We start from the raw sequence: 17,562 nt of genomic DNA on the forward strand, positions 1-17,562 counted from the left end.
CTTATGACCAGTTAACGACCTCAACTTACCTGCTGACTAGATTCCCATCCCTCCTCAACCCGCCTATAATGCGCGTTTTCACAAGATTGTAGGGAACACAGACATGGCATCCGTCAAGAAAGTTGTCCTCGCCTATTCTGGCGGTTTGGACACCTCCATCATCGTTAAATGGCTACAAGAAAATTATCAATGTGAAGTCGTCACCTTTACTGCCGATATTGGCCAAGGCGAAGAAGTTGAGCCAGCACGAGCGAAAGCTTTAGCGATGGGGATTAAGCCAGAAAACATTTATATCAATGATTTACGTGAAGAGTTTGTGCGCGATTTTGTGTTCCCGATGTTCCGCGCTAATACGGTTTATGAAGGCGAATACTTGCTAGGCACTTCGATTGCCCGCCCACTGATCGCCAAACGCTTAGTGGAAATTGCCAATGAAGCCGGTGCAGACGCGATTTCGCATGGTGCAACAGGCAAGGGCAATGACCAAGTGCGTTTTGAATTAGGTGCTTATGCCTTAAAACCCGGTGTAAAAGTCATCGCTCCGTGGCGTGAATGGACGATGGGTTCACGTGACTCCTTAATGGCCTATGCGGAACAGCACAATATTCCAGTTGACTTCAAAAAAGCAGGCAAGAAATCGCCTTATTCAATGGATGCAAATCTGCTGCATATTTCCTATGAAGGTGGCATTTTAGAAGAGCCGTGGGCCGAAGCTGAAGAAGATATGTGGCGTTGGAGTGTGTCTCCAGAAACTGCACCTGACCAAGCCACGTATATTGAGCTGACTTATAAGCAAGGTGATCCTGTTGCCCTCAATGGGCAAAGTTTAAGCCCAGCGGAGATGCTAACTATCTTAAATAAACTGGGTGGCGAAAATGGGATTGGCCGCTTGGATTTAGTTGAAAATCGTTATGTTGGTATGAAATCACGGGGTTGCTATGAAACCCCCGGTGGTACGATTATGCTCAAAGCCCATCGAGCCATTGAGTCCATTACTTTAGATCGTGAAGTAGCCCATTTAAAAGATAGCCTCATGCCTAAATACGCCGAGATGATTTACAACGGTTATTGGTGGAGTCCTGAGCGTCAAATGCTACAAACCCTGATTGATCATTCTCAGCAATATGTGAATGGCGTGGTACGGTTAAAATTATACAAAGGGAATGTGATTGTAGCTGGCCGCCAATCAGACGATAGTTTATTTGATACTAAAATTGCGACCTTTGATGAAGACGGCGGCGCTTATAATCAAAAAGATGCCGAAGGTTTTATTAAATTGAATGCGCTGCGTATGCGGATTGCGGCGAATAAAGGTCGTTAACAATAAGCTTCCTTCAGTGTTTAGTAGTAGGGCAATATGCCCTACTCCGCTTTTAAATTAATTAAGCCCTATATCTATGCAAGATCGACTCACTGAACTTGAAATTAAATTCATGGAGCAAGAGCAAACCCTAGAAGCCTTAAGTGAGCAGGTGTATTTGCAGCAAAAAGCCATTTTTAATCTCACTCAACAACTCGCTATCCTCGCTGATCGCTTGAAAACTTTATCGGTTTCGGCGGTTGCTTCCCAAGCGGAAGAAACTCCACCTCCCCATTATTAATGCAATGGCGAATCGTTATCAACTCGTAGCAACCCCCAACCGTTTGGAATTGCAAGACAGCCTCGATCCTAAAGTCGGTGCTGTTTATGTTGATTTTGTGGAGGGTAAAGCCCGGCACCGTTTGCTATTTGGTGGTGGCAAAGGCCAAGATCTTGCCAAAGCGATTGGTTTACATAAACTTAAAACACCCCAAGTTTTAGATGCAACTGCAGGTTTAGGGCGAGAGGCTTTTGTGCTCGCCAGTCTAGGTTGCCAAGTGACTTTACTTGAACGCTCACCCATTGTTCACGCCCTATTAGCCGATGGCTTACAGCGAGCTGCTGCAACACATGAGGCACAATTAACTAGCATTATTAGCCGGATGCACTTACAGCATGATGATGCTTTATCTTGGCTAGCAAGCCCTAATTTTACACCTGATGTGGTGTATCTCGACCCGATGTTCCCTGAGCGACAAAAATCAGCCTTGGTACAAAAAGACATGCGTTTTTTACAAGAACTCGTTGGTGATGATCCTGATGCTGGTGAACTGCTCGATTTAGCGCGCCGTGTTGCTAAACATCGAGTCACCGTTAAACGCCCTCGTCTTGCACCGGAATTAGCGGATCTAAAACCTGCATTTGTTATCAGCGGTAAAGCGGTGCGCTATGATGTTTATTTACCGTATCATTTTTAAGTATCATCGTATTAGCTAAGCCCAACTGTGACAAGTTTAAAGTGCTTACCCCCAACAACCGCGCAAAAAAATCCCAACTAGGAGTAAAATCCCAAACCAAGCCATCAATTTCAGGATGAGACGATACAACTGGCGTTTGTGCTCACTCTCCATACATTTAAGGATCTCTAGATTGAAAAAAAACTATTGTCTGCTATTTGCAGCGCTCTTTGGAATGCTGGCAGTGATTTTAGGCGCATTCGGTGCGCATGGTTTAGAAAAGCTCGTCGATGCTAATAGCTTGCAACGTTTTCATACCGGAGTGGAATATCAGTTTTATCATAGCTTGGCACTCGGCTTGGTCGGTTTGCTTGAGCAACAGCAAGCTCGTGCTGGGTATCGGTGGGCGGGTTGGGCATTTATAGTGGGTATCCTCCTTTTCTCTGGCAGTCTATATGCCTATGTCCTCACTGGTCAGGCTGGGTTTGGCATGATTACGCCCTTGGGTGGCTTGGCTTTTATCTTTGGCTGGGGCTTATTGGCTTGGCAAAGCTGGCACATTAAAAACTGATCAACACCTAGAGAAACTTGAACCTAAATTAAACTGAGTCACTCTAATAAAATAACTTGCTTAATCCCAGCTTAAGCAGTATTTGTAGCTAACAGTTGGTGCTCAAGATTAGCTGCGCTAGTCTGATAAACCTAGAAGTTGTTTTAATCAACTTTAATAATGGGACTCGCTGTTAACCCAACCCCTTAATGCACTCCTGGATGCCAGTGTCGAGCAGCCATGCAGAATCAGTTATTTAAGTTTTTTAGTCGTAACCCACAGGGGCGCGATTTCGTGGTAGGTGATCTACATGGTCACTTTTCTGCCTTAGAGCTCATGTTGGTACAGATCAATTTTAATCCCAAGCGTGATCGTGTCTTCGCAGTGGGGGATTTGATTGACCGTGGCCCCGAATCATGGCGGGTCGTTGAATTTTTGAATTATCCGTGGTTTCACTCTGTCTTGGGCAATCACGAGCAAATGCTACTCGACGCTGCCTCGAGTCCATCGGTCGCTAAAAATTGGCTAGGTTTTAACGGCGGTGCTTGGTGGCGCTCAGTACCCGAGGCCTATCACACCCGGATTCGTAGTGTGATTAGCCGCTTACCCATTGCGATTGAAATCAACACCTTGGCTGGGCGGATCGGCGTTGTGCATGCAGACATACCCTATGGCATGAGCTGGCAGAGCTTCGTGCGCAGCCTCGCTGAAGATAGAGAAACCCGTGAACATGCCTTATGGTCGCGGCAACGTTTCCGCCAAGTCCAAATGATGGGGCGAACTCAGCCGATTGCGGGGATTGAAATGGTGATCTTTGGGCATACACCGATTCAGCGCCCACTTCAATATGGCAATATTTGTTATATTGACACTGGGGCTACTTATACGACCGAAAAAACCCTAGGCCATTTGACTTTGATGGAAATCCACCCAACTCTTGAAATTCATCAGTTTTGTATAAAAACAGAAAAAATGCTGGTCACAAATAAAAAGCGGGAACCAGCGAAGGTGAAGGTGCCCGCTTAAAGTTTTAGAGGCTGACCGCCATCCGTGGTGGGAACATGGTGGCAATTCGGCTCGCCATCGTGTCTTGACGACGTGCGACTGCACGTACTTCAGGACGATTGATAAAGCTCGCTAAAGTCAAACCATCTAAAAACTCATACAAACTCTTACTGAGATCAGTCCACAGTTGGTGTGTTAAACATTTCTCGCCGGCATGGCAATCTTCATTACCCTTGCAACGGGTTGCATCAATTGTTTCATCCACGGCTGCAATAATATCGGCAATGCTAATCTGGCTAGCTGGCTTACCTAAACGATAACCACCACCCGGCCCACGGACTCCTTCCACTAACCCAGACTTACGTAACTTTGCAAATAACTGCTCTAGGTAAGATAAAGAGATCCCTTGGCAATTCGAAATATCAGCCAAAGTCACCGGCCCTTCATAATCATGAATAGCCAGATCCATCATGGCAGTTACTGCGTACCGTCCCTTTGTTGAAAGCTTCATATCGCTGCTCCTACTGACTGTGGTACTAATTCCTTACTAATCTACTCAAGATTATAAATTAACTGAGTAAACTCATCAACAATATTGAACAAAATCTCTCTACAAAACTTGTATTACTATCTACGATCTTTTAGATAGTAGCTGATTAGTAGTGAAAAAGCTTATACACAAAGTTTACAAAAACTTAATCTTTCTCTTGAAAGACATAACCTTGGCGACGCAAATAACTGATCCATTTGAATAAAAAACGATTCATCCGCCACCGACAGCTGAGCATATTATCCAAAGCTAAGGGTTGATTGTGCAGCATGCGCTCATCAAAGCGACAACGATGATGAATAACCTCGGCTTGCAAGGCATCATGATAAATACGCACGAGTAAATCTGGGCGAGTTGCTTGTACAGCCTCTGTATAACTACTGAAGACGTAAGTCATAAATAAAGTAGTCGTATGTGCACTGCGCTCCCTAACCTCTAAGCGCACCGGCAAGCGTTCTGCCACGCGGGCTAACTGTTGGTCAGGTAAAGCCTGTATTGAACCTAGAAGTAATTTCAGCTGCATATAATTGGTTTCGTACAGATCCATCAGCCCTGTAAAACTATTTGGCAAAGCAGGGGCAACGGCTGGGGCTTGTTCTTTAATTAGCATGGTTTCATAATGTGTTTAGTTTTTTACAAGCGCTCTGTACAGCCAGTTAGACGACTGTACTTTTCCTTAGCGCAGCTACCCTACAATGATAACAGCTACCTAGTTAGGCACTACCTCATGAATATCGAAATTGTGTCCTGTGTACCTTATAACGATCAAAAACCCGGAACTTCTGGCTTGCGCAAAAGCGTCAAGCAATTCCAGAAGCCCGATTATCTACAAACCTTCGTACAAGCTATTTTTAATACTTTACCCGAGCGTGAAGGCAGCACCTTAATACTGGGGGGAGATGGACGCTATTTCAACCGCGAAGCGATTCAAGTCATTTTACGGATGGCAGCGGCTAATGGTATTGGGAAAATCCTAGTGGGTAAAGGCGGGATTCTCTCCACCCCCGCTGCCTCTCATCTGATTCGCAAGCATCAGGCCTTAGGTGGCATCATCCTTTCTGCTAGCCATAATCCGGGCGGGCCAGACGGTGATTTTGGGATTAAGTTTAATACCAGTAATGGCGGCCCTGCACCTGAAAGCTTCACTGAAGCGATTTACGAAAACTCCAAAACCCTTGAAGAATATCGAATTACCCCGATCAAACCCGTCCCCCTTGATAAAGTTGGCGTGTATGACTTGTACTCGATGCACATCGAGGTGGTTGACTCGGTGGCGGATTATATGGCCTTAATGGAAGAAATCTTTGATTTCGACAAAATCAGCCAACTCCTGCGCTCTGAACATTTCAGCATGCGTTTTGATGCCATGCATGCAGTCACCGGCCCCTACGCACACACTATTTTAGAAGAGCGTTTAGGCGCGCCTCAAGGAACAGTTATGCATGGCCTACCTTTGGCTAATTTTGGTGGCGGACATCCAGACCCGAACCAAGCGCATGCTAAAGAATTAATGGCCTTGTTATATTCCCCCAAAAATATTGCATTTGGTGCGGCCTCCGATGGCGATGGTGACCGCAATATGATTTTGGGCAATCATTTTTTTGTCACTCCCAGCGATAGTTTAGCGATCCTAGCCGCAAACGCGCATTTAGTACCGGGCTATCAACAAGGAATAGCTGGGATTGCTCGCTCTATGCCGACCAGCCAAGCCCCTGATCGGGTTGCAGCCCGCTTAGGTATCCCTGCCTTTGAAACCCCAACCGGCTGGAAATTTTTCGGTAATTTACTCGATGCAGGCCGAATTACGCTGTGCGGTGAAGAAAGCTTTGGTACCAGCTCCAATCATATTCGTGAGAAAGACGGTTTATGGGCGGTCTTATTCTGGTTAAATCTCTTGGCTGTCAAACAAGAATCGGTAGCAAGTATTGTTCGTCAGCATTGGGCTGAATATGGGCGTAACTATTATTCGCGCCATGATTATGAAGCGATTCCCACCGCCTCAGCCAATACCCTCATGGAGCATTTACGCCAGCAATTCGACAAACTACCGGGGCAAATGTTACATGGCAAACAGGTCAAGGCTGCCGATGATTTCATGTATGTCGACCCGGTGGATGGCTCAACCAGTGCTCAGCAAGGTATTCGTATTCTCTTTACAGATGACTCACGCTTGATTTTCCGTCTCTCTGGAACAGGGACACAAGGCGCTACTTTGCGGGTCTATCTAGAGCAATATGAGAGTGACCCCGCCAAGCATGACCAAGACCCACAATTGGCCTTAGCGGATCTGATCAATATTGCCAATGATTTAGCAAAAATCCCTGAATTCACAGGGCGTATCAATGCAGATGTCATTACCTAACCGAGTCAAGGCCTAAAGCGGTCAACACCAAAGGCCAGCTGCTTAATGGATTGAGTGGCTGGCAAAAAACGCAAGTACCGCCTGTATATCCCCCACAAAAACAATGCGCTCGCGTTTTTGGCTGATTTGATAGTCATACATCGGATCGTAATAATCAGTTAACAAAAACTCAATCCATGCTTGATGCAATTGCGTCTCGCCAGTTTTGGCTTGTTGGGCTAGGGCTAATTGCAAATAAGCCAACGCTTTAGCATAGCGTACTCCGCCTAAGCGCTTTTGTAGTTTAGCCAAACTCGTCAGCAACGACTGCCTGAAAGCGATCAAAGCTTGGTCGGGATCGCCGAAGTGCTGTTGAAATGCCTGCAGTCTATCTAGAATATAATCTTGATAAGTCAACTCTAAGCGTTCAGCTTGGCTAGTTTCTAGCAATACAATTGGAGCGGTACGTAGACTAAAAAAGAGACTATCCGGCAAATGAATAGAGCCAATACTGCGGCTTTCGTCTTCAAATACCAGCTGCTGATAGCCCTTAGCTAACTGTTGCAAGAGTTTGATCGTTAACGCATTTTCAAAGTCAATTTGGCTAGGTTGAGGCTTCACCTGCGCCCCAAAAGCCGAGCCACGATGATTTGCTAAGCCCTCTAAATCAATAACTTGCTTCAGGGTATTTAAAAAGCGAGTTTTCCCACAACCGGTACGTCCGCTCAATACATAGGCTTGATAACGTCTTGGTAAGCCCGCTAATTCATCCAACAAATAACGGCGTAAGGCTTTATAGCCACCCGCAATCCGTGGATAAGCAATCCCCGTTGCTGAATACAACCATTGCTGAGTAATCCGCGAGCGCAAACCACCCCGAAAGCAATACAAGGCCCCCTGCGGATGAGCTAAGGCAAACTGTTGCCATGCCTCAATCCGCTTAGCTTTTTGCTCACCACTGACCAATTCCAAACCTAAGCGTATAGCCTGATCTTGCCCTGCATCTTTGTAACGCTTGCCAATCATAGCGCGCTCAGCATCATTCATTAAGGGCAAATTGGTCGCCTGTGGAACAGCCCCCTCCTGAAATTCAATCGGCGCACGAACATCTATTAAAGCTTGAGCTGCCAACACTAAGCCCGCTAAATCCTCAATCACCGGTAACTGCTCGGTGTTTGGCAATAAGTGCTCACGATTCATGCTAGCCCACCTTAATCAAGGGTTGCCCTTGTACAGGCGCTCGTAAATAACCGATAGACTCTAGATTAAATCCAGCCTGCTGGGTAATCGCTAAAAACTCGGCTTCTTGCTCAGGGGCAAGAGCAATCAGTAAACCACCACTGGTTTGTGGATCACAGAGCAATTGCTGCTGACGCAGACTTAATTCACCACCAAATATCGAGCCGTAGCTGGCAAAATTACGCTGAGTCCCACCCGGTGTGCAATCTTGAGCTAGATACGTATCGAGTCCCGCTAGCAAAGGAATCTGCTCAAAGGCTAACACGGCTTGCAAGCCACTCGCTTCACACATTTCCCGTAAATGCCCCCCCAAACCAAACCCCGTGACATCCGTTAAGGCATGCACACTCGGCAAGGTCCCCAATACAGCCCCTAAATCATTGAGCTGACACATGGTTGCTATCGCCAATTCGCTATGTTCAGGCAGTAGGATTTTACGTTTTTGAGCTGTACTGAGAATACCAATGCCTAAGGGCTTGGTCAGATACAACTGATCACCCGCCTGTGCGGTACTGTTTTGCTTGAGATGTTTAACTTGTACTAGACCTGTCACCGCCAGACCAAAAATCGGTTCAGGTGCATCAATACTATGCCCACCCGCTAAGGGTATACCGGCATCTTGACAAGCTTGACGCCCCCCTTCGATCACTTGCCGCCCAATTTCAGGGGCGAGCTTATCCAGTGGCCAACCAAAAATAGCAATCGCCATCAGAGGCTTGCCGCCCATAGCGTAAATATCACTAATGGCATTAGTCGCGGCAATCCGCCCGAAAGTGAAGGGATCATCCACAATCGGCATAAAGAAATCCGTGGTACTAATCACCGCTGTACCATTACCTAAATCATAGACAGCCGCATCATCCCGCGAGCTATTGCCAACCAATAAAGCCGAATAAACCTTAGGGGCAAGCGGACTATCTAAAATAACATCAAGAACCGCTGGCGAAATTTTGCAGCCACAACCTGCGCCATGACTGTATTCAGTGAGACGAACGGGGGTCATACTAACCTCTTAGCTAACTAAAGAGGCTGTATTATCGAAGATTCTAAGCCCTAAAGGCTAGACTCCTTCTCCAGTCAAAGCAACACGCACGGTTTTCAGCAGTATTTTTAAGTCTAAATACCAACTGCGATGCCGGATATAGTATAAATCATACCGATGCTTATAGCGCGCATCCTCAACCGACGCACCATAGCGGTACATCACCTGCGCTAAGCCGGTGATCCCGGGCTTAACCAAATGCCGAAAACGATAAAAGGGCACGGCTGTTTCTAGGTCTTTAATAAAGACTTCACGCTCAGGGCGCGGACCAATTAGGGACATTTCGCCTGTCAACACATTGAATAACTGGGGCAATTCATCCAGTCGGGTTTTACGAATAAACTGACCCACCCGCGTGACACGCTTATCATTTTTGCAAGCCCATTGTGCACCATTACTTTCAGCATTTTCATACATCGAACGAAACTTAATAATTTCAAATTCTTGATTATATAAACCCGTTCTTAATTGCCTAAAGAAAATCGGCCCTTTGGATTCTAAGCGAATCGCTAAAGCTACTGGCAAAAATAATGGCATTAATAATATTAATAGCAAACTTGCTATTAATAAATCAAATACCCGCCGCAAACGATCAGGCCAGATGGTATTCAAATCACTGGCTTGCTCTATTTCGAGCAGATATTCAGCATCCAATAGATTAATCTCTACCCAATGCAAATGTTGCTCAATAAAATTCTGCAAAGAGCAAATCGCTGTTCCCTGCTCTTCTACCGTTTGCAAGGCTTTCAGTTGCTGCGGGCTAAGTGCTTGCTTTTTAAAGTAACAAACATTAACACCCTGCCATTGCTGCAAGCTTTCAGCATTAAAATAACACTCAAAACCCAGTTTAGCTAACACAGCATATAAATAAGGTAATTCGGCCACGGGTGCATAAATATACAGCGATGGCAAAGGGGGCGCTTGCGCTGCTGGATTTTTAGCTGGCGAAAACGCTAATAAGTTGACATCACCCACAAAGTTCAACAAAGGGGATGGATGCAACTCTGCATAATGGTTGCTATGGCTCATGATTATTTACTCTTTCAGTAAACAACCGACCCTGTTTTTGTAGTTGGAGGATGCAAGCCCAGCTCTACGGATCGGGATTAGTTTAAGTACGAGTAAATAATGGAACAGGGTCTAAGAAGTCGCCAGTAGCTAATCTATAACTGTCAGTGATTAGCGGATGAACTGTGGCATATTTAGAATTGGCATCATAATCGCTAAAACAATCAGGGTTACAACCCCACCCATTATTAAAATTAATAAGGGTTCGAGCAAGCTAACCGTTTTCATGACCTGTGGATGAACTGTGGCATATTTAGAATTGGCATCATAATCGCTAAAACAATCAGGGTTACAACCCCACCCATTATTAAAATTAATAAGGGTTCGAGCAAACTAACCATTTTCGTTACCCGCGATTGAGTTTCACGCTCTTGCTGAATCGCAGCACGCTCAAGCATTTGATCCAATTGACCACTGCCCTCACCACTGGCAATCAGATAGATCACCATCGGCGGGAAATAACCCGATTGCTGCAAAGCTTTATTGATCGCCATCCCCTCACGAACCTTCACCGTGGCTTCTTCGACCGCCGTGCGCATGGGAATATTATTCACCACTCCCCCTGCAATTTTCAGTGCATCTAAAATAGGCACACCACTAGAGGCCAAAATACTTAAGGTACGGGCAAAATGCTCGGTATTAATCCCACGTACTAAGCGCCCGACTAAAGGTAATTTCAACAATAAACGATGATAACGAGCTTGCCAAGATGGAAACTTGAGCAGGTAGCGGACAAAAAATACAAAAATCACCAAGGCAATCAGCACTGTAACCCCATGACGCTCTAGAAAATTACTACTCGCAATTAGCATACGAGTCAGAGTAGGTAGTTGCCCATCAAAGGTATCAAAAACACTAATCACATTCGGAACGACAAATTTCAAGAGGGCGATCACTATCCCCACTGCAACTAAAGACAAGAGAGCGGGATAGGCAAAAGCTGTCGAGACTTTTTGCTGATTAAGTTGACGATTCTCAGTGTAATCGGCGAGGCGATCCAGCACTTGCGATAAATGCCCAGACTGCTCACCTGCCCCAATGGTTGCGCGATACAGTGAAGGAAATGCCGAGGGAAACTGCCCCAAAGAAGAAGCTAAAGTATGCCCTTCCATGACCCGCGAGCGAATTGCTGAAAAAATACGCCGCGAAGAACTACGCTCAGTTTGACGAACTATCGTCCCTAAAGCCTCTTCTAACGGAGAACCAGCCCCCACTAAAGTTGCTAATTGACGAGTCATTAGGGCTAAATCAGCTGAATTTAAGCTCCCCCCAAATAAGCGAGCGCCATCCGTTTTTTTTTGCTTTTGGACAACTTCATTGATTTCGAGGGGAGTCAGCGAGCTATTTCGCAATAATTGGCGAACTTGGCGAGCGGTATCGGCCTCTAAAATACCACGCTCCTCTTTCCCCCCCCCATTGAGTGCAAGATACTCAAATGCCGGCATTAACGCTCATCCTCACGAGTCACCCGCAAAACTTCATCCAACGAGGTTTTACCCGCCAATACTAAGCGAATCCCATCATCGCGTAGGCTCGGTGTATGCCCCCGCACATATTTCTCAAGCTCAACCTCACTCGAGCGATCATGAATCATTTGCCGCACTTGGCTGTCGATTTCAATGACCTCATAGATCCCCGTCCGTCCTATAAAACCGCTATGCCGACAAGCAGGGCAACCTACTGGATGATAAATAATCGGGTGTTGATAGCGTAAATCATACTGTGAATTGGCTTGAATCAGCTCAGTTTCGCTGGTCGTCGCCTCGGTAGCTTGCTTGCATTGACCGCACAAAGTACGCACCAATCGTTGGGAAGCTACCCCCAATAAACTCGAGGCAAGAAGATAAGGCTCGACCCCCATATCCTGCAAGCGTGGCACTGCACCCACTGCAGTATTAGTATGCAAAGTCGAAAAAACTAAATGCCCGGTTAAACTGGCTTGGACAGCAATTTCTGCGGTTTCAAGGTCACGAATCTCGCCCACCATTACCACATCAGGGTCTTGGCGCAAAATAGCCCGCAAGCCGCGTGCAAAGGTCATTTCCACCTTAGTATTGACTTGGGTTTGCCCTATTCCATCAATATAATATTCAATCGGATCTTCGACCGTGAGGATATTGCGGCGAGCATCATTCAAATTCGCTAACGCTGCATATAAGGTCGTGGTTTTACCTGAACCTGTCGGACCGGTGACTAAAATAATGCCATGCGGCTTTTGAATCAGTTTGGCTAAGCGCCCATGTACCTCAGGATCCATCCCCAAATTAGACAGATTCAAGCGGCCTGCTTGCTTATCTAATAGACGTAAGACCACGCGCTCACTATGCCCAGAGGGCAAAGTAGAAACCCGTACATCCACAGCCCGCCCTGCGAGCCGCAAAGAAATACGCCCATCTTGCGGGACACGCTTTTCAGCAATATCTAAGCGTGCCATGACTTTAATCCGCGAAATGATCAAGGGCGCTAGCTTACGGGGTGGCTCTAAAATCTCGCGTAACACCCCATCAATCCGCATCCGCACTTGCATCCGAGTTTCAAACGCTTCGATATGAATATCTGAGGCATTTTCCTTCACTGCTTGCGACAGCAAGGCATTAATCAGGCGAATAATCGGCGCATCATCTTCAGCTTCGAGTAAATCCTCCGGCTCAGGCATGGTTTCGGCAATATCATACAGATCAGCCTCATCACCTAGCTCCTGCATCATCGCCGCCCCCGTTTGGCTACGGTCATAGCAGGCGGCTAATAAACGCTCAAAACTCGCTGCATCAACTTGGCGCATTGCATGGATGCGGGAGCAACTGCGCTGCACCTCCATCAAGACAGCAGGCTTGAGGCTCTCTCGATAGAGTAAAACCGTACCTACTGCCTCGTGCTCAATTAAAACGCCATGTCGCTTGGCAAAGGCATAGGGCAACAAAAAAATCTCATTGGCTGCATCCTGATCGACGCTTAAAACTCCGGGTTCGGCCATGAAAATGTATACTCACTTCTCATTAATTTGACAGAAACCGGGTACACAATCATCTTCAGCAGGTCGAGCAGGCTGAGGGGGTGCAGGGCGTTGCGTAATGGGCTTTTGGCTGGGCTTAGCGGGGAAATGCAAAGAGTCCACACTGCCTTTTTTGCAATCAAAGCATTCAATATCTGGGAAAACAGCCGCAGCGCCTAAACGCCCCCGTTGCAACACTTTGCTTTGCTGCTGTTGACGTTGCAGAGTATGGTATTTACTGCGGCTATAGGCATCAGCTGCCTCACGATCTGGCAAAATCACCGGATGAATAAAGACCATTAAGTTTTGTTTGCTGCGTTGCGTACTATTTTGTTTAAACGCCTCACCAATCACTGGAATATCCGATAAAATCGGTACTTTACTTTCAGAATCATTAAAATTGTCTTGAATTAAGCCACCCAAAACTAAGATTTGCCCATCTTCGACCATCACATTGGTATCAATTGAACGCTTATTCGTAATTAAATCAGAGGCGGCCCCACTAGAAGAAACACTGGAAGCCTCTTGGGAAATTTTCATCTGAATGGTTTTGCCACGATTAATTTGTGGAGTAACCTTCAGAGTTAAACCTACGTCTTTACGCTCAATGGTTTGGAAAGGATTCTGTGCCGTACCACCTGAGGCCGAACTGGCATAAGAGCCTGTTACAAAGGGTACGTTTTGACCGACAACCATTTTGGCTTCTTCATTATCCATCGTAAGAATGGTCGGTGTAGACAAGATATTGGTTGCCCCATCGCCTTTTAAGGCATCCATGACAATACCAAAATTGCCATTGGCCACCCCCATCAATAAACCACTTGGCAAAGAGGTGATGGTTCCTTGGCCTAATTGTAAAGCGGTATTTAAGCCTCCGAAATTACTCGTACCAATCAATCCGGTTTTACCAACATTTGCATCCATCGCCGCCACGCCAAAACCTAGCCTGCTGGATAAATCATTCGAGACTTCAGCAATAATCGCTTCAACCAACACTTGACCACGCCGCCGATCCAGCTGGTAAACCACCTTAAGTAAATCTTTTTGAATATGCGCAGGCCCCGACAGAATAATCGAATTGCTGGTTTTATCCGCCAAGATACTCACTTCAGTACCTAAACCACCGGATTTAGCCGCTGCTGGCGCTGCACCGGCAGCAGCCGCTGTGCCTGCAGTTTGCTCCACAATACCTTTGGAAGCATCGTTCAAGACTTTGACTAAATCCTCTGCTTTGGCATAACGCAAAGGAATGACACGAGTGCCACCTGAACCCGAACGGGGAATATCTAATTTAGCAATGGCAGCAACAATCTGCTCACGCTCAGCTTTTTGCCCTGAAATCAGAATGCTATTCGTGCGCTCATCTGCTGCCATCCGTACTTGTTTAGACGGGGGCACCGCATTCGCAGCCGTCGCGGGCGCACCTTCAGCTCCACCCGTGACAATCACGGTTGAACCGACTTGTAGTTCTTTTAAGGTTTGAATTAACTGCGAAGCAACAGCGTATTTTAAAGGTACTACTTGGGTTTCACCCGGCTGAGTACGCGGAATATCTAAACGTGCAATCACACTGCGCACGCGCTCTCGATCCGATTTATCCCCGGCCACCAAAATACTATTGGTTCGCTCATCCACTGAAATGCGTACTTGTTGCGGTAACTGCACACCCTCAGGGCCGACGGCGGTTGAACCTAAGAGATCACGCAGGGTTTGGGCAAGCTGACTGGCCACCGAGAACTTTAGGCCAATCAATTCAAAATCTTTATTATCCGGCTGGTCAATGCTGCGAATCACTTCGGCTAGGCGCGATACGTTTTGCCCACGCCCCGTGACAATCACTGAATTACTCGATTGATTAAATTGAATGCGGGTTTCACCTTGACCTGCTAAGGGAGTAAGGGTCTGAACGGCCGTGGCTACCGGAATATATTGCAGCTTAAAAACCTGAGTAATGGTTTCATCCACATCCACTTTGGGAGCGGGCTTGGTTGGGTCTGCCTCATAAATCGGTGCGACTTGTGAGCGCGCCTTACCAAGCGGCACTATTTTAATAATATTGCCGGCCTCAATCGCTTCTAAACCATGTACTTGCAAGATCGAAAGAAAGGCCTCATAAAATTCTTCCTCACTCAAGCCTTTACCTGAGACAAAAGTGATACTCCCTTTGCCAACTTGAGGATCAATCACAAAGTTCTTTCCTGTTAGGCGTGAAACCACCTCCACTAAGGAACGAACATCCGTATTCTGTAAATTAATGCGTGGTGTTTCAGCTTCTGCCACCGAGAAAGTGGCGGCCCCGAATAGACAAGCTACTGAAAATAGACTGAGTCTTGCAGCCCGCTTGACCATGTTGTTTTCTATCATTACTTCATAACCTAAAGGAGTCAGAACACAATAACAAGCGCAATAAACCACATTGTATCGTGTCGGTGAATGTAGCTTTTTTCCTACACCAACTCAAATTACAATCCTGTCATGTCAATTACTAGTAAGAGTGATGTTTACTTTAAGACTGGATGTAAACGTTGCAGCATTTCTTTAAATACTTTTGGATTCGCTGCTAATAAATTGCCGTTCGTTAAGTGCTCGCTACCGCCGTGTAAATCACCCACTAAACCGCCTGCTTCTTGAATAATCAAAGCACCTGCAGCTAGGTCCCAAGCTTGTAAACCAAATTCCCAAAAACCATCATAGCGCCCACAAGCTACCCAAGCTAAATCCAAAGCTGCTGAACCAAAGCGACGCACACCCGCTGTACCGGGGACTAAAACTCGTAAAGTATCTAAATACAGGTCTAGATTTTGATTAGCCCGAAAAGGCACTCCTGTTGCTAATAAAGCATTTTCTAACGAGGGACGCGAACTCACGCGAATCCTACGATTATTCAAAGTCGCCCCTTCTCCACGGGCGGCGGCAAACAGCTCATCCCGCAAGGGGTCATACACCACCCCAAGCAATAAGCGCCCACGTTGCTTTAAGCCAATCGAGACCGCAAAATGGGGCAAACCATAGAGAAAATTGGTCGTTCCATCTAAGGGATCAATCACCCATTGATATTCTGCTGTCTCATCGCCGTGCTGGCCAGACTCTTCACCTAAAATGGCATGATCAGGATAGGCTCGACGTAAAGCCTGAATAATTTCGCGCTCAGCCTGCTTATCCACTTCAGAAACGAAATCATTCGCATCCTTGAGTTGAATCCGTACTTTATCCAGATCACCTACATAACGACGAATAAGATCTCCCGCTTGACGGGCAGTACGGGTAGCAATATTTAACATTGGATGCATGATTTAAGCTCAAACAGAGAACGCAATAATCGGGGCCTTAGAATAGCACAAGTTCAAGCTAGGCTTAAAAAGAAAAAGGAGCCGAAGCTCCTTTCTCAATCAGATCACACGCGACTTACCTGTTAAAATTAAGCCACTCGAGGATTTAACTCACCTGATGCGTAACGTTTAAACATGGTTTCTAAGGAGACGGGCTTAATTTTATCCGCCATACCTGCTGAACCAAAAGCCTCATAACGTGCTTTGCAAATTTCCATCATGCCTTTAGTAGAGTCTTTCAAGAATTTACGTGGGTCAAAATTCGAGCGATTTTCTTGCAAGTGTTTACGAATTGATCCCGTTGAAGCCATCCGCAAATCCGTATCAATATTTACCTTACGCACACCATGCTTGATACCTTCGACGATTTCTTCAACCGGCACACCATAAGTTTGCCCCATATCACCGCCATAATTATTAATAATCGCTAACCAATCTTCTGGCACAGAAGATGAGCCATGCATCACCAAATGCACACTCGGAATCCGAGCATGAATCTCTTTGACCCGATCAATCCGCAAGACATTTCCTGTTGGCTTTTTGGTAAACTTATACGCGCCGTGTGAAGTACCAATCGCAATTGCTAGAGCATCTACGCCTGTTTTACGCACAAAATCAGCCGCTTCTTCGGGGTCAGTTAACAGCATCGAATGATCTAATTGACCTTCCGCGCCATGTCCATCTTCCTCACCCATCATGCCCGTTTCGAGTGAGCCTAAGCAGCCTAATTCACCCTCCACTGACACCCCGCAAGCATGGGCTAAATCCACGACCTTGCGCGTAACATCCACATTGTATTCATAGCTAGCAGGGGTCTTAGCATCCGCCATCAACGAACCATCCATCATCACGGAAGAGAAACCGGATTGAATCGAGCGGAAACAGACAGCAGGCTCAGAACCATGATCTTGATGCATACAAATCGGAATATGCGGATACATCTCAATCGCCGCCAAAATCAAATGGCGCAAAAATGGCTCACCCGCATAGGAGCGTGCTCCTGCTGAACCTTGCATAATCACCGGTGAATTGGTTGCATCGGCTGCCTGCATAATTGCATGCACCTGCTCCATATTGTTCACATTAAACGCAGGCATCCCATAACCATGCTCAGCAGCATGATCTAATAATTGGCGCATAGAAATTAAAGCCATGAAGATTCTCCTTACTTAAACAACTTGAAACACAGG

The 17,562-nt window shown here is 46.3% G+C and carries 16 protein-coding genes; 6 read left to right on the forward strand and 10 right to left on the reverse strand.

Annotation, left to right across the window (positions count from 1 at the left end):
* Positions 1-103 precede the first annotated feature (103 nt).
* From B5D50_RS09305 to B5D50_RS09325, 5 genes are all read left to right on the forward strand, one after another.
* The gene (locus B5D50_RS09305) at positions 104-1,321 is read left to right on the forward strand and encodes an argininosuccinate synthase (RefSeq protein ID WP_078922329.1); all 1,218 of its coding nucleotides are present in this window, start codon (positions 104-106) and stop codon (positions 1,319-1,321) included.
* 76 nt (positions 1,322-1,397) lie between these two features.
* Positions 1,398-1,601 carry a SlyX family protein gene (locus B5D50_RS09310; RefSeq protein ID WP_078922330.1) on the forward strand — a complete coding sequence of 68 codons (204 nt, stop codon included), beginning with the start codon at positions 1,398-1,400 and terminating at the stop codon, positions 1,599-1,601.
* A gap of 4 nt (positions 1,602-1,605) precedes the next feature.
* Positions 1,606-2,277, forward strand: a complete 672-nt coding sequence (locus B5D50_RS09315) for a class I SAM-dependent methyltransferase (protein WP_078922331.1) — start codon at positions 1,606-1,608, stop codon at positions 2,275-2,277.
* A gap of 172 nt (positions 2,278-2,449) precedes the next feature.
* Positions 2,450-2,827, forward strand: coding sequence for a DUF423 domain-containing protein (locus B5D50_RS09320; RefSeq protein WP_078922332.1), 378 nt, complete (start codon positions 2,450-2,452; stop codon positions 2,825-2,827).
* A gap of 219 nt (positions 2,828-3,046) precedes the next feature.
* A complete protein-coding gene (locus B5D50_RS09325; RefSeq protein ID WP_078922333.1) occupies positions 3,047-3,832 on the forward strand; it encodes a metallophosphoesterase in 786 nt (261 codons plus the stop codon).
* 4 nt (positions 3,833-3,836) lie between these two features.
* On the opposite strand, the gene B5D50_RS09330 is transcribed toward B5D50_RS09325, so the two are convergent.
* Positions 3,837-4,322 (reverse strand): Fe-S cluster assembly transcription factor, encoded by a 486-nt coding sequence (locus tag B5D50_RS09330; protein ID WP_078922334.1) that lies wholly within the window; start codon positions 4,320-4,322, stop codon positions 3,837-3,839.
* 184 nt (positions 4,323-4,506) lie between these two features.
* Complete coding sequence (locus B5D50_RS09335) at positions 4,507-4,971, reverse strand: DUF1249 domain-containing protein (protein ID WP_078922335.1); 465 nt, start codon at positions 4,969-4,971, stop codon at positions 4,507-4,509.
* 117 nt (positions 4,972-5,088) lie between these two features.
* Here B5D50_RS09335 and B5D50_RS09340 point away from each other — a divergent pair, with 117 nt between their 5' ends.
* The gene (locus tag B5D50_RS09340) at positions 5,089-6,723 is read left to right on the forward strand and encodes an alpha-D-glucose phosphate-specific phosphoglucomutase (RefSeq protein WP_078922336.1); all 1,635 of its coding nucleotides are present in this window, start codon (positions 5,089-5,091) and stop codon (positions 6,721-6,723) included.
* Between the two features lie 42 nt (positions 6,724-6,765).
* Here B5D50_RS09340 and mnmH read toward each other — a convergent pair whose 3' ends face one another.
* The 8 genes from mnmH to fba form a co-directional block, all read right to left on the reverse strand.
* Entirely contained in the window at positions 6,766-7,902 is a 1,137-nt protein-coding gene (mnmH, locus tag B5D50_RS09345; RefSeq protein WP_078922337.1) for a tRNA 2-selenouridine(34) synthase MnmH, read from the reverse strand.
* Between the two features lies 1 nt (position 7,903).
* Positions 7,904-8,944 (reverse strand): selenide, water dikinase SelD, encoded by a 1,041-nt coding sequence (gene selD / locus B5D50_RS09350; RefSeq protein ID WP_078922338.1) that lies wholly within the window; start codon positions 8,942-8,944, stop codon positions 7,904-7,906.
* A gap of 57 nt (positions 8,945-9,001) precedes the next feature.
* Positions 9,002-10,012: a sugar transferase gene (locus B5D50_RS09355; RefSeq protein ID WP_078922339.1), complete on the reverse strand. Its 1,011-nt coding sequence runs from the start codon at positions 10,010-10,012 to the stop codon at positions 9,002-9,004.
* A gap of 263 nt (positions 10,013-10,275) precedes the next feature.
* Positions 10,276-11,496 carry a type II secretion system inner membrane protein GspF gene (gene gspF / locus B5D50_RS09360; RefSeq protein ID WP_078922340.1) on the reverse strand — a complete coding sequence of 407 codons (1,221 nt, stop codon included), beginning with the start codon at positions 11,494-11,496 and terminating at the stop codon, positions 10,276-10,278.
* Positions 11,496-13,025 (reverse strand): type II secretion system ATPase GspE, encoded by a 1,530-nt coding sequence (gene gspE, locus B5D50_RS09365; protein ID WP_078922341.1) that lies wholly within the window; start codon positions 13,023-13,025, stop codon positions 11,496-11,498. The genes gspF and gspE overlap by 1 nt, the downstream gene beginning before the upstream one ends.
* A 12-nt stretch (positions 13,026-13,037) precedes the next feature.
* The gene (gene gspD, locus B5D50_RS09370) at positions 13,038-15,407 is read right to left on the reverse strand and encodes a type II secretion system secretin GspD (protein ID WP_078922342.1); all 2,370 of its coding nucleotides are present in this window, start codon (positions 15,405-15,407) and stop codon (positions 13,038-13,040) included.
* Positions 15,408-15,544: 137 nt separating this feature from the next.
* Complete coding sequence (locus tag B5D50_RS09375) at positions 15,545-16,333, reverse strand: inositol monophosphatase family protein (RefSeq protein WP_078922343.1); 789 nt, start codon at positions 16,331-16,333, stop codon at positions 15,545-15,547.
* A 128-nt stretch (positions 16,334-16,461) separates the two neighbouring features.
* Entirely contained in the window at positions 16,462-17,526 is a 1,065-nt protein-coding gene (gene fba / locus B5D50_RS09380) for a class II fructose-bisphosphate aldolase (RefSeq protein WP_078922344.1), read from the reverse strand.
* Between the last annotated feature and the right edge of the window lie 36 nt (positions 17,527-17,562).

This window comes from Thiothrix eikelboomii, from assembly GCF_900167255.1.
GTDB lineage: Bacteria > Pseudomonadota > Gammaproteobacteria > Thiotrichales > Thiotrichaceae > Thiolinea > Thiolinea eikelboomii.